Source organism: Sphingobium chungbukense (genome assembly GCF_001005725.1).
In the GTDB taxonomy this organism is placed as follows: Bacteria; Pseudomonadota; Alphaproteobacteria; order Sphingomonadales; family Sphingomonadaceae; genus Sphingobium; species Sphingobium chungbukense.
In genome coordinates this window covers 323,721-343,623 of the sequence record NZ_LBIC01000006.1, presented here as the reverse complement: position 1 = coordinate 343,623, position 19,903 = coordinate 323,721, and the positions used below count along the sequence as shown (strand labels likewise).

The 19,903-nt window shown below is 59.1% G+C and carries 18 protein-coding genes and 1 pseudogene; 10 read left to right on the top strand and 9 right to left on the bottom strand.

Annotated features, from left to right (window positions below; genetic code table 11):
* Positions 1–256: 256 nt before the first annotated feature.
* Positions 257–520, bottom strand: a complete 264-nt coding sequence (locus YP76_RS26705; RefSeq protein WP_084733195.1) for an integrase core domain-containing protein — start codon at positions 518–520, stop codon at positions 257–259.
* On the opposite strand from YP76_RS26705, the pseudogene YP76_RS14865 reads away from it, so the two are divergent.
* Together YP76_RS14865 and YP76_RS28715 are read left to right on the top strand one after the other, a co-directional pair.
* Positions 476–797, top strand: a pseudogene (locus YP76_RS14865) (transposase); the annotation flags it as partial. The gene YP76_RS26705 and the pseudogene YP76_RS14865 sit on opposite strands and share 45 nt — an antisense overlap.
* 33 nt (positions 798–830) lie before the next feature.
* Complete coding sequence (locus tag YP76_RS28715) at positions 831–1,013, top strand: hypothetical protein (protein ID WP_408640443.1); 183 nt, start codon at positions 831–833, stop codon at positions 1,011–1,013.
* Between the two features lie 46 nt (positions 1,014–1,059).
* Here YP76_RS28715 and YP76_RS14860 read toward each other — a convergent pair whose 3' ends face one another.
* From YP76_RS14860 to YP76_RS14850, 4 genes are all read right to left on the bottom strand, one after another.
* The gene (locus YP76_RS14860) at positions 1,060–1,647 is read right to left on the bottom strand and encodes a TetR/AcrR family transcriptional regulator (protein WP_232307565.1); all 588 of its coding nucleotides are present in this window, start codon (positions 1,645–1,647) and stop codon (positions 1,060–1,062) included.
* Positions 1,590–1,925 (bottom strand): acyl-CoA thioesterase, encoded by a 336-nt coding sequence (locus YP76_RS29270; protein WP_408640442.1) that lies wholly within the window; start codon positions 1,923–1,925, stop codon positions 1,590–1,592. The genes YP76_RS14860 and YP76_RS29270 overlap by 58 nt, the downstream gene beginning before the upstream one ends.
* Before the next feature lie 390 nt (positions 1,926–2,315).
* The gene (locus YP76_RS14855; RefSeq protein ID WP_046764374.1) at positions 2,316–3,509 is read right to left on the bottom strand and encodes an IS91 family transposase; all 1,194 of its coding nucleotides are present in this window, start codon (positions 3,507–3,509) and stop codon (positions 2,316–2,318) included.
* Between the two features lie 4 nt (positions 3,510–3,513).
* Positions 3,514–4,419, bottom strand: a complete 906-nt coding sequence (locus tag YP76_RS14850; protein ID WP_046764373.1) for a tyrosine-type recombinase/integrase — start codon at positions 4,417–4,419, stop codon at positions 3,514–3,516.
* A gap of 341 nt (positions 4,420–4,760) precedes the next feature.
* Between YP76_RS14850 and YP76_RS14845 the strand changes: the two genes are divergently transcribed.
* The gene (locus YP76_RS14845; protein WP_046764372.1) at positions 4,761–5,591 is read left to right on the top strand and encodes a 23S rRNA (adenine(2030)-N(6))-methyltransferase RlmJ; all 831 of its coding nucleotides are present in this window, start codon (positions 4,761–4,763) and stop codon (positions 5,589–5,591) included.
* Positions 5,592–5,817: 226 nt separating this feature from the next.
* Positions 5,818–6,138, top strand: coding sequence for a hypothetical protein (locus tag YP76_RS14840; protein ID WP_046764371.1), 321 nt, complete (start codon positions 5,818–5,820; stop codon positions 6,136–6,138).
* 302 nt (positions 6,139–6,440) lie between these two features.
* On the opposite strand, the gene trxC is transcribed toward YP76_RS14840, so the two are convergent.
* Positions 6,441–6,881, bottom strand: a complete 441-nt coding sequence (gene trxC, locus YP76_RS14835; RefSeq protein ID WP_046764370.1) for a thioredoxin TrxC — start codon at positions 6,879–6,881, stop codon at positions 6,441–6,443.
* 486 nt (positions 6,882–7,367) lie between these two features.
* On the bottom strand, positions 7,368–8,363 hold the full coding sequence (locus tag YP76_RS14830) for a fumarylacetoacetate hydrolase family protein (RefSeq protein WP_046764369.1): 996 nt from the start codon (positions 8,361–8,363) through the stop codon (positions 7,368–7,370).
* Positions 8,364–8,469: 106 nt separating this feature from the next.
* Between YP76_RS14830 and YP76_RS14825 the strand changes: the two genes are divergently transcribed.
* The 3 genes from YP76_RS14825 to YP76_RS14815 all read left to right on the top strand — a co-directional run bounded on the left by YP76_RS14825 (position 8,470) and on the right by YP76_RS14815 (position 12,377).
* On the top strand, positions 8,470–9,381 hold the full coding sequence (locus YP76_RS14825) for a VOC family protein (protein ID WP_052757455.1): 912 nt from the start codon (positions 8,470–8,472) through the stop codon (positions 9,379–9,381).
* Positions 9,382–9,541: 160 nt separating this feature from the next.
* On the top strand, positions 9,542–11,179 hold the full coding sequence (locus tag YP76_RS14820; protein WP_232307564.1) for an acyl-CoA synthetase: 1,638 nt from the start codon (positions 9,542–9,544) through the stop codon (positions 11,177–11,179).
* Positions 11,180–11,228: 49 nt separating this feature from the next.
* Entirely contained in the window at positions 11,229–12,377 is a 1,149-nt protein-coding gene (locus YP76_RS14815) for an alcohol dehydrogenase catalytic domain-containing protein (protein ID WP_046764366.1), read from the top strand.
* A gap of 90 nt (positions 12,378–12,467) precedes the next feature.
* On the opposite strand, the gene YP76_RS14810 is transcribed toward YP76_RS14815, so the two are convergent.
* Positions 12,468–14,060, bottom strand: coding sequence for an FAD-dependent monooxygenase (locus YP76_RS14810; RefSeq protein WP_046764365.1), 1,593 nt, complete (start codon positions 14,058–14,060; stop codon positions 12,468–12,470).
* A gap of 14 nt (positions 14,061–14,074) precedes the next feature.
* Positions 14,075–14,944, bottom strand: coding sequence for a fumarylacetoacetate hydrolase family protein (locus YP76_RS14805; protein WP_046764364.1), 870 nt, complete (start codon positions 14,942–14,944; stop codon positions 14,075–14,077).
* A gap of 158 nt (positions 14,945–15,102) precedes the next feature.
* On the opposite strand from YP76_RS14805, the gene YP76_RS14800 reads away from it, so the two are divergent.
* From YP76_RS14800 to YP76_RS14790, 3 genes are all read left to right on the top strand, one after another.
* Positions 15,103–15,822 carry an FCD domain-containing protein gene (locus YP76_RS14800; protein ID WP_046764363.1) on the top strand — a complete coding sequence of 240 codons (720 nt, stop codon included), beginning with the start codon at positions 15,103–15,105 and terminating at the stop codon, positions 15,820–15,822.
* The gene (locus YP76_RS14795) at positions 15,722–17,191 is read left to right on the top strand and encodes an MFS transporter (protein ID WP_084733189.1); all 1,470 of its coding nucleotides are present in this window, start codon (positions 15,722–15,724) and stop codon (positions 17,189–17,191) included. The genes YP76_RS14800 and YP76_RS14795 overlap by 101 nt, the downstream gene beginning before the upstream one ends.
* A 304-nt stretch (positions 17,192–17,495) precedes the next feature.
* Positions 17,496–19,664 (top strand): TonB-dependent receptor, encoded by a 2,169-nt coding sequence (locus YP76_RS14790; protein WP_046764361.1) that lies wholly within the window; start codon positions 17,496–17,498, stop codon positions 19,662–19,664.
* The last annotated feature ends 239 nt before the right edge of the window (positions 19,665–19,903 follow it).

Sequence of the window (19,903 nt, the reverse complement as noted above, 5' to 3'; positions counted from 1 at the left end):
GCAGGTTCAAATCCTGCTCCCGCAACCAACGTGAGTATAACTTCTTCTCTCACGATCCCCATATGATGGGGCAACCGCGTAAAGCATGCGGGTAGATTTTGCATCCCTGTCCTTCGCGTGCCCGGAAAAATCGCCCGATCCGTGTGCAAAAAAGAGATGGGGTCGCTCTGCGAGGTCGATATTTGTGCGCCCGGGCCATCTGCTTGGGAGCCGCATCGATAGCATGACGCACATTTCTGACGTGCTCCCCTGATTGTTACCACTCAGAGGTAGAGTCTCGCTCCTTCTGACCCTGTCCCAGTTCTGCCATTGGCCAGAACGAGAGATTCGGCGCTTCATCGCCGGGGTTAATCCCGGCCGATGAAGCAAATTCGTCAGGCGTCATGAACCCCAGGGATATGTGAGGTCGGGTCTCGTTGAAGTCCGTCCGCCACGCCTCGATCTTGTTCTTGGTGTCGTCCAAAGACAAAAACCAGTGCGGGACAGAGTCAGTGCGCCGTCGCTTCCCTGGCTGCGCCATGTTTTCGCCGATGGAAGGCTATGCCGGTGACAAGCTCGGGGATGCGTTGGCCGGATCCGGAGGCTGGACGATCGAGATCATCAAGCGCTCCGACAAGGCCAAAGGCTTTCAGGTCCTCCACCGCCGATGGGTCGTCGAGCGGACTTTCGCATGGCTCGGCCGATATTGGCGACTGGCCAAGGACTGGGAAACGACCGTCGCCTCATCAACAGTATGGGCGACCATCGCCTCGATACGCATGCTTACCCGGCGAACCGCAAGGTATTACTGTACCTGAATATCTTCTGAGTCAGACACTTAAATCGTAAGCATGGCGGAAGGGCAGGCGAAGAACAAGCTCAGGACTGTGAAAATCTACACCTCCGACTTCCGGCCGATGAAGAATGTGCTGGCCGGATGTGGCGGAAATCGTGCAGGCCGTCGCCATTGCCGCAAAGGCTGGCTAATTTGCGGATACCGTGCTCCTGCATCCGAACTGGTGCTGTTGAGGTAAAGCCTATCAGGCGAAAGCAACTGCGCTTCAGGCGGATGGAACAATACTATCCCGCCGTCGCCATTTCCATCATCATGTCGACCAGCGATTCTTCCGAAACCTGGCCATCTGCCCTATACCAGTTTTTGGTCCAGTTGATCATGCCGAACACCAGCATGGTCTTGGCCCTTGCCTTGTCCTTGTCCTTTTTCAAGTCCGGATGAATAAGAACCAACAGCGACTGCACAGCATCGACAATACGACGCTGCTTGGAAACAATGAGCGCGCGGCGGTCTGCCGGCAGGTTTGCCAGCTCGTTGAGCAGCACCTTCTGCCGCGCCGCAGCGCCCATATAATGTTTCATGAACATCTGAAGCAAAATACGCAGTCGTTCTTGTGCACTACTCTGAATATCAGCCAGGCTTTCTACATCATCTACTAAGGTGTCGATATGTGATTCCATGACCGCATACAGCACATCTTCCTTGGAAGGATAATAATGATAAAGAAGAGACTTCGACGTATTGCAAGCGCGCGCAATATCGGACACCGACGCACCGAGAAATCCTGAATTTGCGAATAGCTCGGCGGCTTTCTCTACAATCGCTTCGCGCCGTTCCTCAAAATCCGCCGCTTGTGTTCGCGCCATCGCCATTTCCCAGTCACGTCCGCTCTAGATAGCCGACTAACAGTTTGGCGGCTTGCGTCAACCGTCTGACTGGCCGCCCCCAGGGCACGCGGACGGCCATTCGGTCCAATCGCGACGAAGGTGAAAATAGCCTTGGTGACCTTTTCCTCCTTTTCCGACCAGCGCGGACGGCGCCAGGCCTCGACCGAAATCTGCATGGAACTGCGCCTGGTTTTCACGATCCCGGCATAGACCGAAGCTTCATCGCCGACCTTCACTGACCGCAGAAAAGACATGCTTTCCACGGCGATGCTCGCGGCGCATCCTTGGTGTGGATCGGACCGAAGACGGGACCCGCTTAGATTTCAGCCAAGTCGCTGGAAGTGAATGAAAAATTCTATGACGCGGGGGTCCCGATCGGCGCCGATTGGAACCCCGGCAATATCTCTTCTCCACAAGGCATTTCAGAGGGTTGCGCTGCGCAAAGGCAGGGTTACGCTTCGGCGCCGATCCACAGCTGATGGGCGTGCGAGGGCAGCGGAACGGCTGGTGTTGGGATGCGCCAGAGGCGTGTTCGCCGTTGTGACCGTGATGATGCCGAGAGCCGACACCGGCCCAGCCATCGCCGGACGCATGTCGTTTCGTTGACCACCGCGCGACATGCCGGGCCGTGGCGACAGGCGGATCATGCCGGGTCATGACGCAAGTTCCCGGATCGGCAGGGTCGGCTTGGGCGGCGCCCGTGGCTGACCCCAGCGCGCGAAGGTCTCGATGACGATCATGCGCCCGCCACAGCACGGGCATGGTGGGCAGGTGTCGAGCGGGGTTTCGGGCATTGGTACCTCCGGCTCCGACGGGACGGCCAGCAGCCTTCGGGCGAGCGCGAGATTGTCCCTGCGCGCTGCGCTGGCGAGCAGCCCGTAATGGCGGATCCGATGGAAGCCGCGCGGCAGGACGTGGAGCAGGAAGCGACGGATAAACTCGTCGGCGGTGAGGGTCATGATGCGGTGGCGTTCCGCGCCCTCGCGCCGATAATCCTTGCAACGGAAGGTGACGCCGTTTGCGTCGAAGGCGACCAGGCGCCGGTTCGAGATGGCGACGCGGTGGGTGTAGCGCGAGAGATAGGCGAGCACTGCCTCCGGTCCGGCAAAGGGCGGCTTGGCATAGACGACCCAGCGTTTTTTCCGCACCGGCGCCAGGTGCCGCAGGAAGGTTCGACGGTCGGCCAGGCCGGTCATGGACCCGTAGAAGGCAAGCCGCCCTGCGTCGTGGAGGGCGGTCAGCCGGGTGAGGAAGAGGCGGCGGAACAACTTGCCCAGCACGCGCACCGGCAGGAGGAAGGCCGGACGCGACGAGATCCAGCGGCTTCCATCGGGCGCGATGCCGCCGCCCGGCACGATCATGTGGACATGCGGATGGTGAGTCATCGCCGATCCCCAGCTATGAAGCACAGCGGTGATGCCGATCCGGGCGCCCAGATGCCTGGGGTCGGCGGCGATGGTCAGCATCGTTTCCGCCGCCGCTTTGAACAGCAGATCGTAGACCAGCGCTTTGTTCTGCCAGGCGATGTCGGCGACCTCGGCCGGCAGCGTGAACACGACGTGGAAGTAACCGACGGGGAGTAGGTCCGCCTCCCGTTCGGCCAGCCAGGTGCGCGCGGCGGCGCCCTGGCATTTGGGGCAATGCCGGTTCCTGCAGCTGTTAAACGCGATCCGCCAGTGCCCACAGTCCTCGCAGGCCTCGACATGACCGCCCAGAGCAGCGGTGCGACAGGTCTCGATCGCGGACATCACCTTGAGCTGGTGCAAGCTCAGGTGGCCGGCATGTGCCACCCGGTACGCCGGCCCGGCAGACCGGAAGATGTCGGCGACCTCAAGGTCGGCACGCACGGGCTCAGCCGGCGGGTGTCTTGCCCTCCATCAGCGCCATCAACTGGTCGAGCGGCCCCGACACGGCGTGGATCGTCCGGGTGGAGACCTTGGTGTAGAGCGCGGTGGTCTCCAGCTTGCTGTGGCCCAGCAGGACCTGGATCACGCGGATATCGACATCCTGTTCGAGCAGATGCGTGGCAAACGAGTGCCGCAGGGTATGGGGGCTGACACGTTTGCGGATGCCGGCCACCTCGGCCGCTTCCTGGACCGCGCGATGCAATTGCCGGGTCGAGATCGGGTCGGTGACAGTCTGGCCCGGGAACAGCCAGCCATGCGGGATCAGGACCCCGCGCTTCTTGCCTTCGCGCCACCACATCCGCAGCAGCTCGAGCAACTGCGGGGAGAGCATGGCATTGCGATCCTTGCCGCCCTTGCCCTGTTCGACGCGGATCAGCATGCGCTTGCTGTCGATATCGTCGACCTTGAGATGGGCGACCTCCGATACGCGCAGGCCCGCGCCATAGGCCACGCCTAGCGCCGCCTTGTACTTCATGCCTGGCGCCGCCTGGAGCAACCGCGCGGCCTCCTCGACGCTCAGCACTTCCGGCAGCCGGGGCACGATGCGCGTGATCACCAGCGACCGCGACAGATCCCGCCGTTTGAGCGTCACCGTGAACAGGAAGCGGAGCGCCGACACCGTGCTGTTGATGGTGCTCGGCCTGACGCCACTATCGTGCTGCATGAGTTGGAAACGGCGCAGGTCTTCTTCCGTCGCGGTGTCGGGAGGGCGACCGAGAAAGGCGGCCAGACGCTTCACATGGCGGACATAATCCTTCTGGGTGTGGGGACCGAGACCCCGCATCATCATGTCGTGCTGCATCCGCTGACGCAGCGGGCTGATCGGGGCGGTGTTGATCGAGACAGTCATGGCAAGTTCCTCTTCGCTGAAGGAACTGCCAACCTCAGAGAGCAACCTCGCCCCGCTAAAGGCCCATATTTACCGCACTACCGCGCCCCAAGCGACCCTCCCGCGGAGCGGGTTCGTGCAAGGGTCGGTCGTCGACTCCGGTGACGAATCCTAACGCAGGCTTGGAGCCTTGCGCCGAAGCGCTTTGAAGGTTTCTGCCTGACTCTCTATGAGCACCGAATTGGCTGCTCAATCGCCTCGCGCTCGGCTTCCGCGCCCAGCAATACCGGCGCGGCCCTAACTTCGCTTTGCAGAATGTCCGGCAACTCGTCTAAAGGCAGGCCGTCAGGATCTGAATCACAATGAATTATCGCCATTCCTTCCATGCTGGCAATAGCGCCGATGTCGTCAAGCACAGCCTACTGATAGCCTTGGTGCGGGCCTTGCAGCTTAAGCAGGGCGCGCTGACCCTGATCGACACCCATGCGGGCTGCGGGCTGTACGACCTTGGAGGTGATCAGGCGCAACGGACCGGCGAGGCCACGGGGGGCGTGCTGCGGGCATTTGCCGACCCGAACCCCTTGCTGGACGACTACCGTGCCGCCGTGCGGGCGGTCAATGTGGGTGGCGAACCGCTCCTTTACCCCGGCTCGCCGCAGATTCTGGCGCAGCTTTTGCGCCCGCAGGATTTCCTGATCCTCAACGAAAAGCACCCGGAAGACGCTTACACCCTCCGCGGCGTTATGCGGGGCACCAGCGCGGCCGTGCATCAACGCGACGCCTACGAGCTTTGGCTGGCTATGTTGCCGCCCCGCACCGCGCGCGGCGTGGTGGTGGTCGACCCGCCCTACGAGCAGCCGGACGAACGCGCGCGCATCACCGATACCCTTGCCGCCGCTCACCGCAAATGGACGCATGGCGTGACGGTGATCTGGTATCCGCTGAAAGACCGCGCCATGCATTGGCAGTGGAAGAGGCAGTTACGCAAGCTCGGCATCCCGAAATTGCTGGTGGTGGAGCATTGGCTGTACGATAGCGAACAACCCGGCATCTATAACGGCGCGGGCCTCTATTTCGTCAATCCACCCTATGCTTTCACGCAAGCACTGCCGCCACTATTGGAAGCTTTGCGCGCGGCGTTAGCGCCCGAAGGGCATAAGGGCGAGATCATATCCGATTGGTTGGGTGATTAAAATAGATCCTCATCCCCCTTCTCCCGGAGGGGGATTTGCGGCGCTTCAGGTTACAAACAAATTGGGTCACGCTGGATGGCCGTGCTCCAGATGATTGCGAATATGCGCACATTGGTGATGGTCTCGATCATGTGATCCTGTCCGTTCAGAATGGCGACCAAGGGCCTCGAGAAAATCCTGCGATGCCAGGGATGAAATACCGCGATCGACATGCTAAGGGCATGACATGTTTCAAGCACCCGGCCGCAGCGGCACTGTCGAGATCGACGGTTTCAAATTTGATTGGGAACTCCTGAGCGAGCCTCAATTGTCCTCTTCCGATGGCTGGAAAGGAATGACTGTCTCCCTACGTCAGAGAGACATGCCGCGCGAAGCCGTGCTGGAATTTCCGGCACCCAAGCGTCTGATGAAAGGATTGCCGAAAGGGCGTTTGCACATCAACGATGCGATTGCTTCGCGAGGGGTGCGGGCAGCATTATCGGCAGGATGGGATCCTGCGTCGCGAGGCAAATCCACGGTTTTCATGGTGGATGCCAATGGCGACTAAGGGGGCTTAAATTCAACACCCGCGCCATCGCAGACATAAGTGGTGTCGGGCGGCATCGTGCCATTCGTCCGCTCATGCGCCCGGGAAATGGTCGGTCCGCACCTGGGCGACGGGCTTTCGTCGCAACATGCGCTGCTTCGTCAACGGGGAGCAGGTTTTCGAGCTAGGCCGGCCGCTGTCCGACTGCGACGAAGTCATCATCCTTCAAGCCCTCAGCGGGGGATGACGATCGTTAGCGTGGGGTGCTACAGGTTCGCAAGCCGCGCGATATTTGCTTTAGCGTGTCTCGCGCCGACGTCCCGCTACAATTGCGCCCTTGCCCACGCGACGATGGCTTGTTGCGGCATTGCCCCCGATTGCCGGGCCACTTCGCGCCCGTTCGAAAACAGAATCATCGTGGGGATCGAGCGTATGCCGTAGCGCGCGGCGATGCCCTGCTCGGCTTCCGTATCGAGCTTGCCCAAGCGCATATAGGGTTCAAGGTCGCGTGCCGCCCCGGCAAAAGCAGGCGCCATTTGGCGGCAGGGGCCACACCATGACGCCCAAAAATCAACAAGTAGGGGCACGCCGCTGCGACCGGCATGTGCATCGAAATTGGCGGCAGTCAGCGACACCGGCTCGCCCGCGAAGAGTGGCTGCTTGCACCGCCCGCATATGCCGCCTGCGTTCAGCTTATCCGATGGGACCCGGTTGGCGGCACTGCAATGTGGGCAAAGGATGATGAGGACTTTATCTTGGGTCATGAAACTGCCTTACGTCCTCAGGCCCGCGAATGCATAGAGCCATAAAGCCTCCGGTCGCGATGGCCATCGAAAAACTGCCTGTCCGCAGCCGGGGAGTATATATGTGTCGGCCAACGACTGCAAAGGGTCGGAACGCGACATCGTAGCTTGGATCCGGAGTGAAACTGGGCTGGAAGAGGGCCAGCGCCATCCTCTGACTTGGATCATGGAGGTGTGCGGCGACCGGCGAGCGAACGATAAGGCAAGCTAATTGCGCCGATACTTGTGGGGGGCGTGCTTTGCGTGCGTTCGTGGGCCTTAGGGCCGATCAGTCCATGCGCGAGGCGATCGAAAGACGGTTTCCCAACGGCCGCGAAATACGCGGGATTATACCTGGCGATACATTCTGGTTACCCTCCGTACGGGGTAGATCAATATAGTATTGGACGAAATGGTACAATAAATTGCATCGGTTGATATTGAATTTCTCGTATCGACCGTAAATATTCACTTCTCTGCCTGGCGCAAAACGCGGTTGCGCAGAACGCCTATTCGTTCGACCTCGAGTTCGACGACATCGCCATGCTCAAGAAAGTGCATCGATTCAAGCCCGGAGCCATTGCCGACGGTGCCAGAGCCGATGAACTCCCCTGTGCGCAATTCCTCTCCATCGCTGATTCTTGCGATCACATCCTCAAGCGGCCAATAGATGCTGCCGCTGTTACCGCGCCCACGCTCCTTGCCATTTACCCTGACCACCATTTCAAGATTATAGGGATCGGGAAGCTCGTCGGCCGTCACTATCCATGGGCCGATTGCGTTGGCTCCCTTGAAGTCCTTGCCCTTGGCTGGCCCCAGCCCGCCGCCATGTTCCGCAAATTGGGCGTCGCGTGCGCTGAAATCGTTGAAGATGGTATAGCCGAAAATATGATCGCGGGCCTTGTCGCGATGGATATCCATTCCTCCCTTGCCGATGAAAATCCCCAATTCCAGCTCATAATCCATCACTTCCGAATAGCGCGGCCACAGGATGTCCTCTTCCGGACCGGAAACGGAAAAGCGGTTCTGCTTATAATAGAGGGGCATCTGATAAAACTCGTCAGGCACACGCAATAGGCCGAGCTCCTCCATTTTCAGCATGGCCGCCTCAGGATCGGGCGATCGGGATGCCCGCAACTCCCGCGCTTTCTGAAACGCCTGAACACAATGAAGCTCGAACAACAAAGCGTCCCGCATCTGCACAGGCTCGGGGACTGGGGCCAACAGCCGGACGGAAGACAGCGGCTCGGGTTCGATCCTCCCCACGGCGTGGTCGATCGCTGCCTGCGCGAGGTCCAACCCGCTCTGTCCCGAAACCATCAGGGCGTGCATCGTCTCCAGTTCGGGGGCGGTGTGACCGGTGACAGCCTGATGCGCTTTCTGCAAATCAAGCACTTCCTGTTCGCCCGGCAGGACCACGCAGAGACGAGGCTGGGATGCCCCCGCGACAGTAGCGAGTTTCATTTTCCTCTCCCTTGAAATCCGCCTGCACATTAAAAAATATTTTTAATGCAGTCAAATCTATGTTTTGATATGGATGATGCGTCGAAGTTACAAAACGGAGAGGGTGATGATCAGCATCGTCGACATATCGCATGTCATCTTTCGTGTGCCGGATCCCGATCGGATGACCACCTTTCTCAACGACTTCGGGCTCATCCCTCGCATGGTCGACGATCGTCTCTATGCGCGCGGATTAGGTGCGTCCCCTTATCTTCATGTCACTGAAAAGGGCGAGCCGGGATTCGTCGCGCTGGGCTTTCGCGCTGAATCGGAAGCAGAACTTCGGGCCTTCGGTCTCGCCGAAGGTGTAGAGCCACAACGCCTGCAGCGGCCTGGCGGTGGCCTATGCGTGACGCTACGCGATCCCGATGGCTTTCTGATCGAGGTGGTGGCAGGGCAGGATCTGCCGCCAGCGCTTCAGCTTCCCCCCACGGATGGCTGGAATAATGTCCGCCAGCGCGAGAGAATCCGCAAGGTGAAACGTATGGGCAATGCGGGGGCCAACGTCGTGCGACTTGGCCACTGCGTCCTGAACGTCTCCGACTTCAGGCGTTCGGAGGCATGGTACAAGTCGCGCTTCGGCTTCATCACATCCGACGAGATTGCGATTGCGGGGGGGAAGGGGATAGGCGCATTCTTGCGTTTTGATCGCGGTGACGAACCCACCGATCACCACAGCCTCGCCTTGGTGGAGACGACAGACACACCCGGCTTCAACCATGCTGCATTTGAGGTGGTCGACTTTGATGATCTCTATGCGGGCCATGTTCGCTTGTCTGCGGGGGGTTGGGAACCCTATTGGGGCGTTGGACGTCATCTTCTGGGCAGTCAGGTTTTTGACTATTGGCGGGATCCCTGGGGCAACACGCTCGAACATTGGACCGACGGCGATCTTCTGACGGCGGCCGACGGCTCCAACATCGTGCCGGTGTCGGAACTGATGGCCACCCAATGGGGGCCGCCGCCTCCGTTCGCATAGATCGGCTGTAGCAGGGAATGATCGGGACATTGATCTGGCTCGAATGAGAATGCGACGGGCAGAATCGAAAAAAACTTAATGGCGGAAGTGGAATAGATTATACTCTATTTGCCTATTAATAGCCAAAGCCCGGAAGCGAGGTGCAATGAAAGCTTTTCAAATGGAGAGAAATCCAGCCAATTATGTCCCACTGTCGCCCCTGTCCCTGTTGCGAAGGACGGCGGCGGTCCACCCGAAGCGTATTGCGATCATTCACGGCGACCACCGCCAGACATGGAAGGAAACGGCGGAACGTTGCGCCAGGCTGGCTGCTGCGCTCAGTGCTGCGGGAGTGGGAAAGGGGGATACGGTTGCTGTCATGGCGCCCAATATCCCTGCCTTTGTGGAAGCGCATTTCGGCGTGCCCATGTGCGGGGCAGTGCTGAATTCACTAAATATTCGTCTTGATTCCGCAGCGCTGGCCTTCATCCTGAAGCATGGCGAGGCGAAGGTCCTTCTTACCGATCGGGAGTTTTCGTCTGTCGTCAGTGAAGCTCTGGCCCAACTGGACGAGAAGCCCCTGGTAATCGATATCGACGATCCACTGGCGACCGGCGGAGATCTGATAGGTGCATTGGACTATGAGGCTTTCCTCCACACGGGTGCTCCCGACTATGTGCCTCCTGAGCTCGAAGATGAATGGGATGCGATCGCTCTCAACTACACATCGGGTACGACCGGCGATCCCAAGGGCGTGGTCTATCACCACCGCGGTGCCTATCTGAATGCCATCGGTAATGCGGTTACATGGTCGATGCCGCATTATCCGGTCTATCTGTGGACGTTGCCGATGTTCCACTGCAATGGCTGGTGCTTTCCCTGGACGATCACGGCGCTTGCCGGAACGCATGTCTGTCTGCGCCGGGTCGAGGGCAAGGCGATTCTCGAAGCGATTGCCGAACATGGAGTCACCCATCTGTGCGGTGCTCCGATCGTCATGTCGATGATGGCCGCAGTCGCCGAGGCGAACAGGCCCACATTGTCCCGGCAGGTCAGAATGATGACAGCGGGCGCTTCGCCGCCGGCCGCCGTCATCAAGGCCATCGAGGCGATGTCGATCGACATAACCCATGTCTACGGCCTGACGGAAGTGTATGGCCCATGCGTCGTCTGCGCATGGCAGCCGGAATGGGATGGTCTGACCGTGGACGAGAAGGCGCGGATCAAGGCGCGGCAAGGCATCGCTTATGAGATGCAGGAGGGCGTGATGGTGGCCGATCCCGAAACGCTCAAGCCATTGCCCTGGGATGGGGAAACTATGGGCGAAGTCATGATCCGCGGTAATATCATGATGAAGGGTTATCTGAAAAACGCGGCTACTACCGAAAAGTCCTTCGAAGGCGGCTGGTATCGCACGGGTGACCTCGCCGTTCAGCATCCCGATGGCTATCTCGAGATCAAGGACCGTTCGAAAGACATCATCATCTCCGGCGGGGAAAATATATCGTCAATCGAGGTGGAGGACGTACTCTATGCGCTTGACGGTGTCGCCGCCGCCGCGGTTGTCGCGATGCCGCATGAAAAATGGGGAGAAACTCCCTGTGCTGTAATAGAACTTAAACCCGGCGCCCGTCTGACGTCCGAGCAGGTGATCGCCCATTGCCGTGAGCGGCTGGCGCGGTTCAAATGTCCGACCGTGATACGGTTCGAGGGGATACCCAAAACCTCCACCGGCAAGGTGCAGAAGTTCGAATTGCGTGAGCGGGTCGCCAGGGCCGCCGGGCAGACTGTTCCGGCCGATGCGGCCGCCACGACCTGATCGCATTTTCACTCCTTCGAAAACCACCGGATGAAAGGATTCCCGGCGCATGTCTTCGCAAAGACCCGTCAACGCCCAGCTCCGTTCGCACATCGACAAGGATGGAAAGCTAACGGTTGATATCGAGCAATCCGCCGTTCCGGCGCTTGCCGACGATGAAGTGCTGGTGGAAATAGAAGCAGCGCCGATCAACCCCTCCGATATGGGCGCTATCTTTGGCGTTTCTTCGATTTCGACCTTCGATGCGATGGGCGAGGGGCTGGATCGCCGCATCGTGGCGCAAATGCCGCCGGCGGCGCTGAACCGGTTCGCCGGACGACTGGGTCAGAACATATATCCCGGGCTTGAGGGCTGCGGTGTCGTTGTGGACGCCGGTAATTCCACCGGCGCGAAAGCTCTGTCGGGTCGCCGGGTTTCCGTGACGGGTTCCGGCATGTTCGCGAAATACCGTGCGGTAAGGGTTGAGGATTGCTTGCCGCTGCCTGATGACGTGACGGCGGTCCAGGCGGCGTCGGCCTTCGTTAATCCGCTTACCGCGCTCGGGATGATCGAGACCGCCAAGGCGGACGGTCACAAGGCGATGCTGTTCACTGCGGCAGCATCCAGTCTCGGCCGCATGGTTCGCCGCCTCTGCGATCGGGAAGGCATCGCCTTCATCGGAGTCGTGCGCGGCGACAGCCAGGTTGAAATGCTAAGGGCCGATGGCGTCGTTCATATTTGCGATTTGAAGAGTCCGGATTTTTCCGAGCAACTGATTGCTGCCTTGTCCGCGACAGGGGCAACGCTGGCCTTCGACGCTATCGCCGGCGGGGAGATCGTCAACGAAATTCTCCGCTGCATGGAGATGGTCGCCGTGAGCGAGATGGCTGCGTTTAACCGCTATGGCTCATCCAAACAAAAGCAGCTCTACATCTATGGCCTTCTTGACACCGCCCCGACCGTTTTGAAGCGCGATTTCGGCTTTGCCTTTGGCATCAATGGCTGGCTGCTGTTTCACTTTCTGGGGCGCATTTCTCCGGAATTGCGCAAAGAGTTGAATCAAAAGGTGATAGATGGCCTGAAGACGACCTTCGAAACCGAATATGGCGCGGCGATCTCGCTGGAGGACATGCTGAAGCCCGAAAACATCCGTGCATATCTGAGCCGTGGAACGGGCGGGAAATATCTCGTCATGCCAAAAGGGCCGACGCGACTCTGACCGCGCACCGTACGCACAACGGTTCAGCGAAGAAGATTCCGGCGATCGAGACGGATCGCCGGAATCGTCACGGCATAAGGGGAAAGAGTCTTACCATCCCGCGGCCTGCGCCAACACCGGCTCCCATTGATCGCCCCGCCAGGCGACATATTGATCCGGCCGGACCAACGCGAGGCGCGCGCCATATAACTCCGTGACATTGATGCCGTCGGGACGCGCAATCTCCAGGGGCAGCTTCATTTGTTCGGCTTCGGCGCGGATAAGGTCCAGCTCTTCTTCCCCGACGTCGCTCGACGCAACGATCGCGAAGCCGTTGCCGAACAGGTCGTAAAGCGATCTGCCGTCGGGCAGCCATGCATGTGGTGCCAGACCCCCAGGCCGGGCGCTTGGAGTGTAGACCGAGCTGACATGTGGTGGCGCCTCACCGGGTTCGGACAGGATGATCGGCGATCCTTCATAGCGCAGGCCCAATACCGTGCCGAGCGAGTAGAATTCCTGCCTCCGCATCGATTCGATTTTTTGCCGCAGTTCGTCGCGAAGCGCATCACCCTCAGGCGACGCCTCGTCGAGCTCGGGGCGCCACGACAAGCGCACATGCTCGCGCATGGTGGAAATGGCTTCGTTGACGACCGCCTGATGGATCGGGCGCCGTTCACTCTGATAGCTGTCGAGCAGGCGCGGGCCGCCCCAATCTTTCAATTGCGCGGCAATTTTCCAACCGAGATCGACCGCATCGCCCACGCCCATATTCATCCCATGACCGCCAAAGGGGGGGTGAAGATGGCATGCGTCCCCGGCCAGAAAAATGCGGCCGAGACGATGGCGATCCGCCACGAGCTCGTTCGCATACCAGATGTCGGCGCTCAGTATTTCATAGGGCAGGTCAATGCCAGTCGTCATCTTGATCTGCTCGATCGCCTCTTCATGCGTCAGTGTTTCGTTTTCATCGAGGAAAGCAGGCATGAAGAACCATAGATCGCCCTGATCCATCGGGCCTATCGTGCTCAGGCCGGATGGCCCGACCTGCCAGTAGATGACCGCGGGGCCTTGCCGATGTGCGGTTGCCAGGCCCGGTGCGCGGAAGACGATGTTATAGGCCCGGACGATGCGCGACCGCCCTTCCATCTTCGCGCCGATCAGATTCCGCACGCTGCTGCGCGATCCATCCGCCCCGACCAGAAACGCACTGCGAATGTTATATGACCCGTCACGCGTCTCGATCGACGAGGTGACATGGCCTTCGTCTTGACCGGCGCCGATGAAAGCCGCGCCCAGGCGTATTTCGACAGTCGGCAAGGATGAAGCATGTTCCAGAAGAATCCGCTCAAGCGTGTATTGTGGAATCCACTGCGCATGTTCGGGATATTCGTCCGCCCGCACCGGATAGCCATTGAAGGCGTTGGGGAAGTTGGCGAGCAGGTTGCCTGCGAGGCTCGTCACGAACTTGACATCATTGGGATAGTCTACGCCGAACGGTGAAGCCTCGGCTAGCCTGTCGGCAATGCCCCAGCGCCGCAGCAGCGTGCGGGTGCGAACATTGGTCGTTTTCGCGCGGGGTGAATCACCAGTGCGGTCGCTTTTTTCCACGACGATTACATGTATGCCATGCGTGCCCAGTTCGATTGCCAGCGCCAGGCCGACGGGTCCCGCACCGACTACCAGTACCTGTGTCTCGATCGTCATCAGAAGCCTCCCGCTTATAGCTGTTGGCCAGGCTGGGCGACCCGATTTTCGATCGCTCCAACTCCGTCGATTTCGCAGCGGACCATATCCCCTGGCTGTAGGAATTTCGGCGGCTGCATGGCGACGCCTACACCGTCAGGAGTACCCGTAGCGATAAGGTCTCCAGGCTCGAGCGTGAATGCCGTCGAGAGATAAGCGATCTGCTCCCATATATTGAAAATCATTTCGCCCGTCGACGATTCCTGGCGGACCTCTCCATTGACGAGGCAGCGCAGTGTCAACGCGTGCGGATCGTCGATCTCATCGGCCGTAACGATCCAGGGGCCGATCGGGCCATGGGTGTCGAACGATTTGCCGACCGTAAAGGTAGGGGAGTGAAACTGCCAGTCCCGGGCCGAGACGTCGTTCGCCACGAAATAGCCGAAGACATGGTTTGGCGCATCGGCCACGCGCACATTCCTGGCCGTATTTCCGATCACCACGCCGAGTTCGACCTCATAGTCCAGTTGGGTCGACACATGTGGATCGATGGGATCATATGGCCCGGCCAGGCAGGTTGTCTGCTTGTTGAACCAGAATTGATGCGATACAGGCTTGGCGCCCAGATGTTCGGCTTCCTCGACATGCTTTCGATAATTCATCCCGATCGCCATATATTTACCGGGACGTTCGATGGGGGCGAGGAGGCGCACTTCGCCGAGCGGGATCGTTTCGTCTGACTGGGCGACAAACGCGGCGACCCGGTCGAGTGCGGCCTGTCCGCCCTCGATGATGGCCAGCATCGTCGGGAAATGATCGCGAAGAGCGGTGAGCGGCACAATCGCCCCTTCCTTGAGCACTCCGAGCCCGACGCGCCCAGCGCTCTCATATCGCAGCAATCGCATATATGCCTCTCCTCGCCATGTGTTTGATCCCTCCTATCAAATAATATATTATACTACAATATATATTTTATTGTCGTGCCCAGCACGAGGCGCGCAAAGCGTCCCGTTGAACCCGTATCTTGATGGTGGAAAGCGGGGCGGAATTATGGCAATCATACATGATGGCGAGTAAAATATATTTGGATTCGGATAGGGTGGAAGAGGCGAGGGGAAAGAGTCAGTCCGCTTATGCCTATGAGATTTTGCGGATCAGAATTCTGAGAGGGGTCCATGCCCCCGGCGAGAAACTCAGGATTCAGGAATTGGCCACAGAGTTTGACGTCAGTCCAGGTGCGATGCGCGAGGCTCTGTCACGTCTGGTTCCCGAACAGCTCGTGGTTGCGCGTGAGCAGCGCGGGTTTCACGTGGCTCCACTGTCGATCGAAGATCTGGAGGATTTGACTGATCTGCGCTGCTCGATCGAGGCTATCGCCCTCAGGCGATCGGTAGAACGCGGTGACGTCAACTGGGAGGCGGGTATATTGGCGGCCGCACATCGTCTTCGCGGAACCGCTTACCCGCAGAACTACGATCCTGTCGCCGAGGAAGAGTGGCGCCTTCGGCATACGGCCTTTCATGCGGCACTGGTGGCCGCCTGTGGAAGTCGCCGACTGACGGCTTTGCATGCGCAGCTGTACGAGCAGTCAGAGCGGTACAGGAGCCTGTCGGCGCCTGCCGAGCCAAATAGAGACGTCGAGAAAGAGCATCACGCATTGGTCGATCTGGCGCTTGCGCGTGATGCCGATGGTCTTGTGGCCGCTATGGAACATCATCTGCGATTTACGACGCAACTGGTTGTTCAGTCGTTCAATCAGCGCAGCGAGCAACTGCAAAAATAAATATTTATTTATTCAAAAAAGTGTTTATCTCTCGAAGCAAGTTGGTGGAGAGGGAAACGCAATGGATGGTCGCAATCCATCCGGATGGCTGGAAGACCGTCCGTTAAGCCGTCACCAGATGGTCAACATCCTTATCGTCATACTGCTTTCCGTGCTGGACGGATATGACGTCCTGGCGATCAGCTTTGCCATGCCGGCGCTCAGCACGGAATGGGCTATCGGCAAAGCTGCTGTTGGCCTTCTTCTGGCAAGCGGACTTGTCGGCATGGCGTTCGGGTCGTTCATTCTCGCTCCGCTGGCCGATTTGTACGGCCGTCGTCGATTGGTGATCGCCAACCTTGTGACGATGATTATCGGAACGGGACTTTCAAGCGCCTGTCGGACGGTCGAGGAGCTTGCCTTCTGCCGTGTCCTGACCGGGTTGGGGATCGGCGGCATGGTGGCGGTGATCATTCCGCTGGCCTCCGAACTGGCCAACCGCCGCAGGCGAACGCTGGTGCTGGCGATCGTCGCTATGGGCTTTCCGATCGGTGGGATGCTGGGCGGTCTGGCGTCGGCGATCCTTTTGCGGAATCACGGCTGGCCCGCCGTTTTCCTCGCCGGCGCTGGCGTGGCGCTGATAATTCTACCCGCCGTCATTCTGTTCCTCTCCGAGTCGCTGAGCTATCTTGCCGGAAGCCAACCGCCGGATCAGCGGCTTGTTCGTGTAAATGCCCTGTTACAGCGCTTCAATTGCCCACCCGTGGCAGACATCCCCGCTCCGGCACCTGCCCGGCGAGGATATGCGCTGCTGTTTGCTCCGAACCAGCGCCAACAGGTCGTTCAAATGTCCGTCGTCAATCTTTGCCTGGTCATGGTTGCCTATTATTTCTCAACCTGGCTGCCGCAAATGATTGCAGACACGGGCTTTTCGCCCGTGGAGGCCAGTCTTGTATCGTCGGCATCGAACATGGCCGGAATAGCTGGAGGTGTATCGCTTGGTATCGGGGCTCGCCGACTTGGGTTGCGGCCGATTGCCATAGTTGCGATGCTCGGTGTTGCCCTGTCCGTTGGGGCGCTTGGTCTGTCGCCTGCATCTCCATACGCGCTTTTTGGTGCAGCGGCGCTGTGCGGTTATTTCGTGTTCGCGTCAGGAGCGGGCATTTACGCTATCCTGGGTACGGTTTTCGTTCCGGAGGCGCGGGCGACCAGCAGTGGGTTTGTGATCGGAGTGGGGCGGATCGGAAGTGCGATCGCTCCAGCTATGGCTGGCTGGATGTTTGCCGCCGGCCTTGGCCGCGCCGAAGTCTCCGCCGTTTTTTCCGTGATCGCCTTGTCGGGAACGCTCGTCCTTATTTTGGGGAGACGCCTCTTCCAGCCGACATCCTGAAGGATCGATAGCCGGGTCGAGTCTCTATCTAAATATAATATATTTTATATCAGGGATATTCTGTTTTCATTTTCCGCATAAGAAAAGTATTCCATTAAATACAGATATTTAATGGAATTAAGCGGCCATATTCCCGGAAATTACAATCCTTGACACATAAAAATATATTTATTATTGATTTAAAAAGACGCATCGCCAACGGGGCAGCCCCGAAACCCCATCGTCAGGTGGCTGTTCCCTCGGATAGGCGCGTCGATCCATAACAGAATTCGAAAAAGAAACGGCATAATGGGAGGAGGGCGGCATGCGACGTGCAATATCAACCATAGCAATAGGTCTCACCTGCGTTTCGGGGCAGGCGCTGGCGCAGGCAGACCAGTCGCGCGGTGCGAGCACCGGGGACAGTATTGACGAAATCATCGTAACCGCGCAGCGCCGGGAACAGAATCTCCAGACCACACCTGTTGCGGTTACCGCCTTGTCTGCCGAACAACTGGCCGGCCGCGGCGTCGGGGATCTGTCCGGCCTGGTCAACGTGGTGCCCAGCCTGTCCATGAGTGCGCAGACGGCGTCCCAGGGAGGTAACGCTGCATCCTTCGCCATTCGCGGGCTCGGCCAGCAGCGGGATGGCAACGGCACCCAGCCCGCCGTCGCGATCTATATCGATGATTTCTATTATCCGACCATCGCCGGCAATCTTCTCGCCGCACTCGACGTTTCCGGCATCGAAGTCCTTCGCGGCCCGCAGGGTACGCTCTTTGGGCGGAATGCCGTCGGCGGCGCTATCCGTTACCAGACGCGCAAACCCGACGACCAATTCGGGGGCACTGTTGCCGGGACGATCGGCAGCTACGGTCGTGCTGATCTCACAGGCGTCATCAACGTGCCGCTAGGAGAAAAGCTTGCCGTGCGGGTTACGGGAGCGCGGCTTGAGCGCGACGGCTGGCAGCGCCGGATCATCGACAATGATCGGAATGGCGCGATGTCGGACAGGCTGTTGCGCGGGCAGGTCCGCTTTAGGCCGGTAGACGATGTGACGGTCGATCTCAGCCATGAATATACCAAGAGCAGGCTAGACGGCTATACCGTCTATATACCGACCATCGGCGTCACGCCGGGGCCACTGGTGCCGACGGCGTTCGGCAGGCTTTACAATTTCTACGCCGACCCCGACTATACGCAGGCCTACGCATCCGTCAGCCCGAAGCTCGCTTATGGCGCATCGCCGCTGAGTTCGGACGAGAGCCGTGCGCACAATACCCATCTCGTGGTCGCCGCCGATATTAGCGACGGCTTGCAGCTCAAGCTGTTGTCGGGTCGGACGATCATCCGCAACATATATGCCAACGATGCCGACGGAACGCCCCTGCCTGTACTTCTGGCAATTGGGGACAATCGTATCGCAAACTGGTCGCATGAATTGCAGGCGATCGGGAAGTCCGGGGCGCTCAATTATACCATCGGGGTCTATCACTATATCGAGAAATTCAGCGGCCATGCGGGCTTCGTCTCCTACAATCTTGCAGGCGCGATAGGCAGCACCGCCGTCAATCTGAACCAACGTGGATCGCAGTCTGACTCGGTCTATGCCAATATTTCTTATGACCTTTCCGGGCGGTTGACCGTCACGGGCGGCCTTCGCATCGGTCGGGAAGAGGCCAGCGCCGCCGTCAACAACGGTGTCGAGAGCAACAAGCACTGGAGTCAGTTCCTGCCGATGTTGCGTGCGCAGATGCAGTGGACGCCCGATGTGATGAGCTATATCGGGATCAGCAAGGGTTTCAGGGCTGGCGGCTATAACATTCTGCCGACAGGTGCGCTGATTCCCTTCGGTCCTGAAACAGTGTGGACGGGCGAGGCCGGCATGCGGTTGCAGACACTCAACAACCAGCTGCGGTTCAATCCCACCATTTTCTACACCGACTATGACAATATCCAGCTCCAGCGTATTCCCGCGGTCGGCCCGCCCGCACCCATCCTCGAAAACGCCGGCAAGGCGCATATCTATGGCGCGGAGCTCGAGACCCAGCTCAATCCCTTGTCTGGGCTGAGCCTTACCGCGGCCGTTTCCTACCTCAAGGCAGCCTATGACAAGGTCAACACGACTTTCATCACAACCGCTACCCCGTTGCCTCGCGTGCCGAAATGGAAAGTGTCTCTGGGAACGGCGTACAAGTTGAAACTGGCCAATGGTTCGAGCGTCGATTTCAATGCGGACTACAGCTATACGGCCGCACAATGGGGATCGGACGTCGACAGCAATCGCCTGCTGCTTCCCAGCTATAGCCTCGTCAATGGGCGCATCACCTATCATCACAAGGACAGCGGCTGGTCGATCGCCGGTTTCGTTACAAATCTGACCAAGGAAGTCTATTTCAACGGCGCGCTGAACTTCATACCGAACGCGGGCAACCTCACCTATAATGTCGGCCGCCCCCGTGAATTTGGTGTCGAGATGAAGGTGCAGTTCTGATGTTGAACCGAAAGACGTGCCGGAGCAATCGGACGCTGCCGGTCGGCTGAAGGCAGCAATTCTATAGAGGTAGGTCACGCAGATGGACGGTGTTCTTATGGTATGTGCACCGCCATCTCATTCAGATGCCATACGAAATCCGCTCGTTCGCGACGTCGGCGAATATTCGTCGCGAACGGCGGCTTCGTCGGACATCATAACGGCACCAGCTGCCCGGTCCGATTACGTCTCTTCCCCCC

Excerpts from the sequence above, each read along its gene's own strand:
- YP76_RS28715 (WP_408640443.1), top strand. The coding sequence starts at position 831 with ATGGCGGAAGGGCAGGCGAAGAACAAGCTCAGGACTGTGAAAATCTAC.
- YP76_RS14805 (WP_046764364.1), bottom strand. The coding sequence starts at position 14,944 with ATGCGATTGCTGCGATATGAGAGCGCTGGGCGCGTCGGGCTCGGAGTG.
- YP76_RS14860 (WP_232307565.1), bottom strand. The coding sequence starts at position 1,647 with ATGGCGATGGCGCGAACACAAGCGGCGGATTTTGAGGAACGGCGCGAA.
- YP76_RS14840 (WP_046764371.1), top strand. The coding sequence starts at position 5,818 with ATGTTTCAAGCACCCGGCCGCAGCGGCACTGTCGAGATCGACGGTTTC.
- YP76_RS14795 (WP_084733189.1), top strand. The coding sequence starts at position 15,722 with ATGCCGATGGTCTTGTGGCCGCTATGGAACATCATCTGCGATTTACGA.
- YP76_RS14810 (WP_046764365.1), bottom strand. The coding sequence starts at position 14,060 with ATGACGATCGAGACACAGGTACTGGTAGTCGGTGCGGGACCCGTCGGC.
- YP76_RS14830 (WP_046764369.1), bottom strand. The coding sequence starts at position 8,363 with ATGAAACTCGCTACTGTCGCGGGGGCATCCCAGCCTCGTCTCTGCGTG.
- YP76_RS26705 (WP_084733195.1), bottom strand. The coding sequence starts at position 520 with ATGGCGCAGCCAGGGAAGCGACGGCGCACTGACTCTGTCCCGCACTGG.
- YP76_RS14790 (WP_046764361.1), top strand. The coding sequence starts at position 17,496 with ATGCGACGTGCAATATCAACCATAGCAATAGGTCTCACCTGCGTTTCG.
- YP76_RS14825 (WP_052757455.1), top strand. The coding sequence starts at position 8,470 with ATGATCAGCATCGTCGACATATCGCATGTCATCTTTCGTGTGCCGGAT.
- YP76_RS14850 (WP_046764373.1), bottom strand. The coding sequence starts at position 4,419 with ATGACTGTCTCGATCAACACCGCCCCGATCAGCCCGCTGCGTCAGCGG.
- trxC (WP_046764370.1), bottom strand. The coding sequence starts at position 6,881 with ATGACCCAAGATAAAGTCCTCATCATCCTTTGCCCACATTGCAGTGCC.
- YP76_RS14800 (WP_046764363.1), top strand. The coding sequence starts at position 15,103 with ATGATGGCGAGTAAAATATATTTGGATTCGGATAGGGTGGAAGAGGCG.
- YP76_RS14815 (WP_046764366.1), top strand. The coding sequence starts at position 11,229 with ATGTCTTCGCAAAGACCCGTCAACGCCCAGCTCCGTTCGCACATCGAC.
- YP76_RS14820 (WP_232307564.1), top strand. The coding sequence starts at position 9,542 with ATGGAGAGAAATCCAGCCAATTATGTCCCACTGTCGCCCCTGTCCCTG.
- YP76_RS14845 (WP_046764372.1), top strand. The coding sequence starts at position 4,761 with ATGAATTATCGCCATTCCTTCCATGCTGGCAATAGCGCCGATGTCGTC.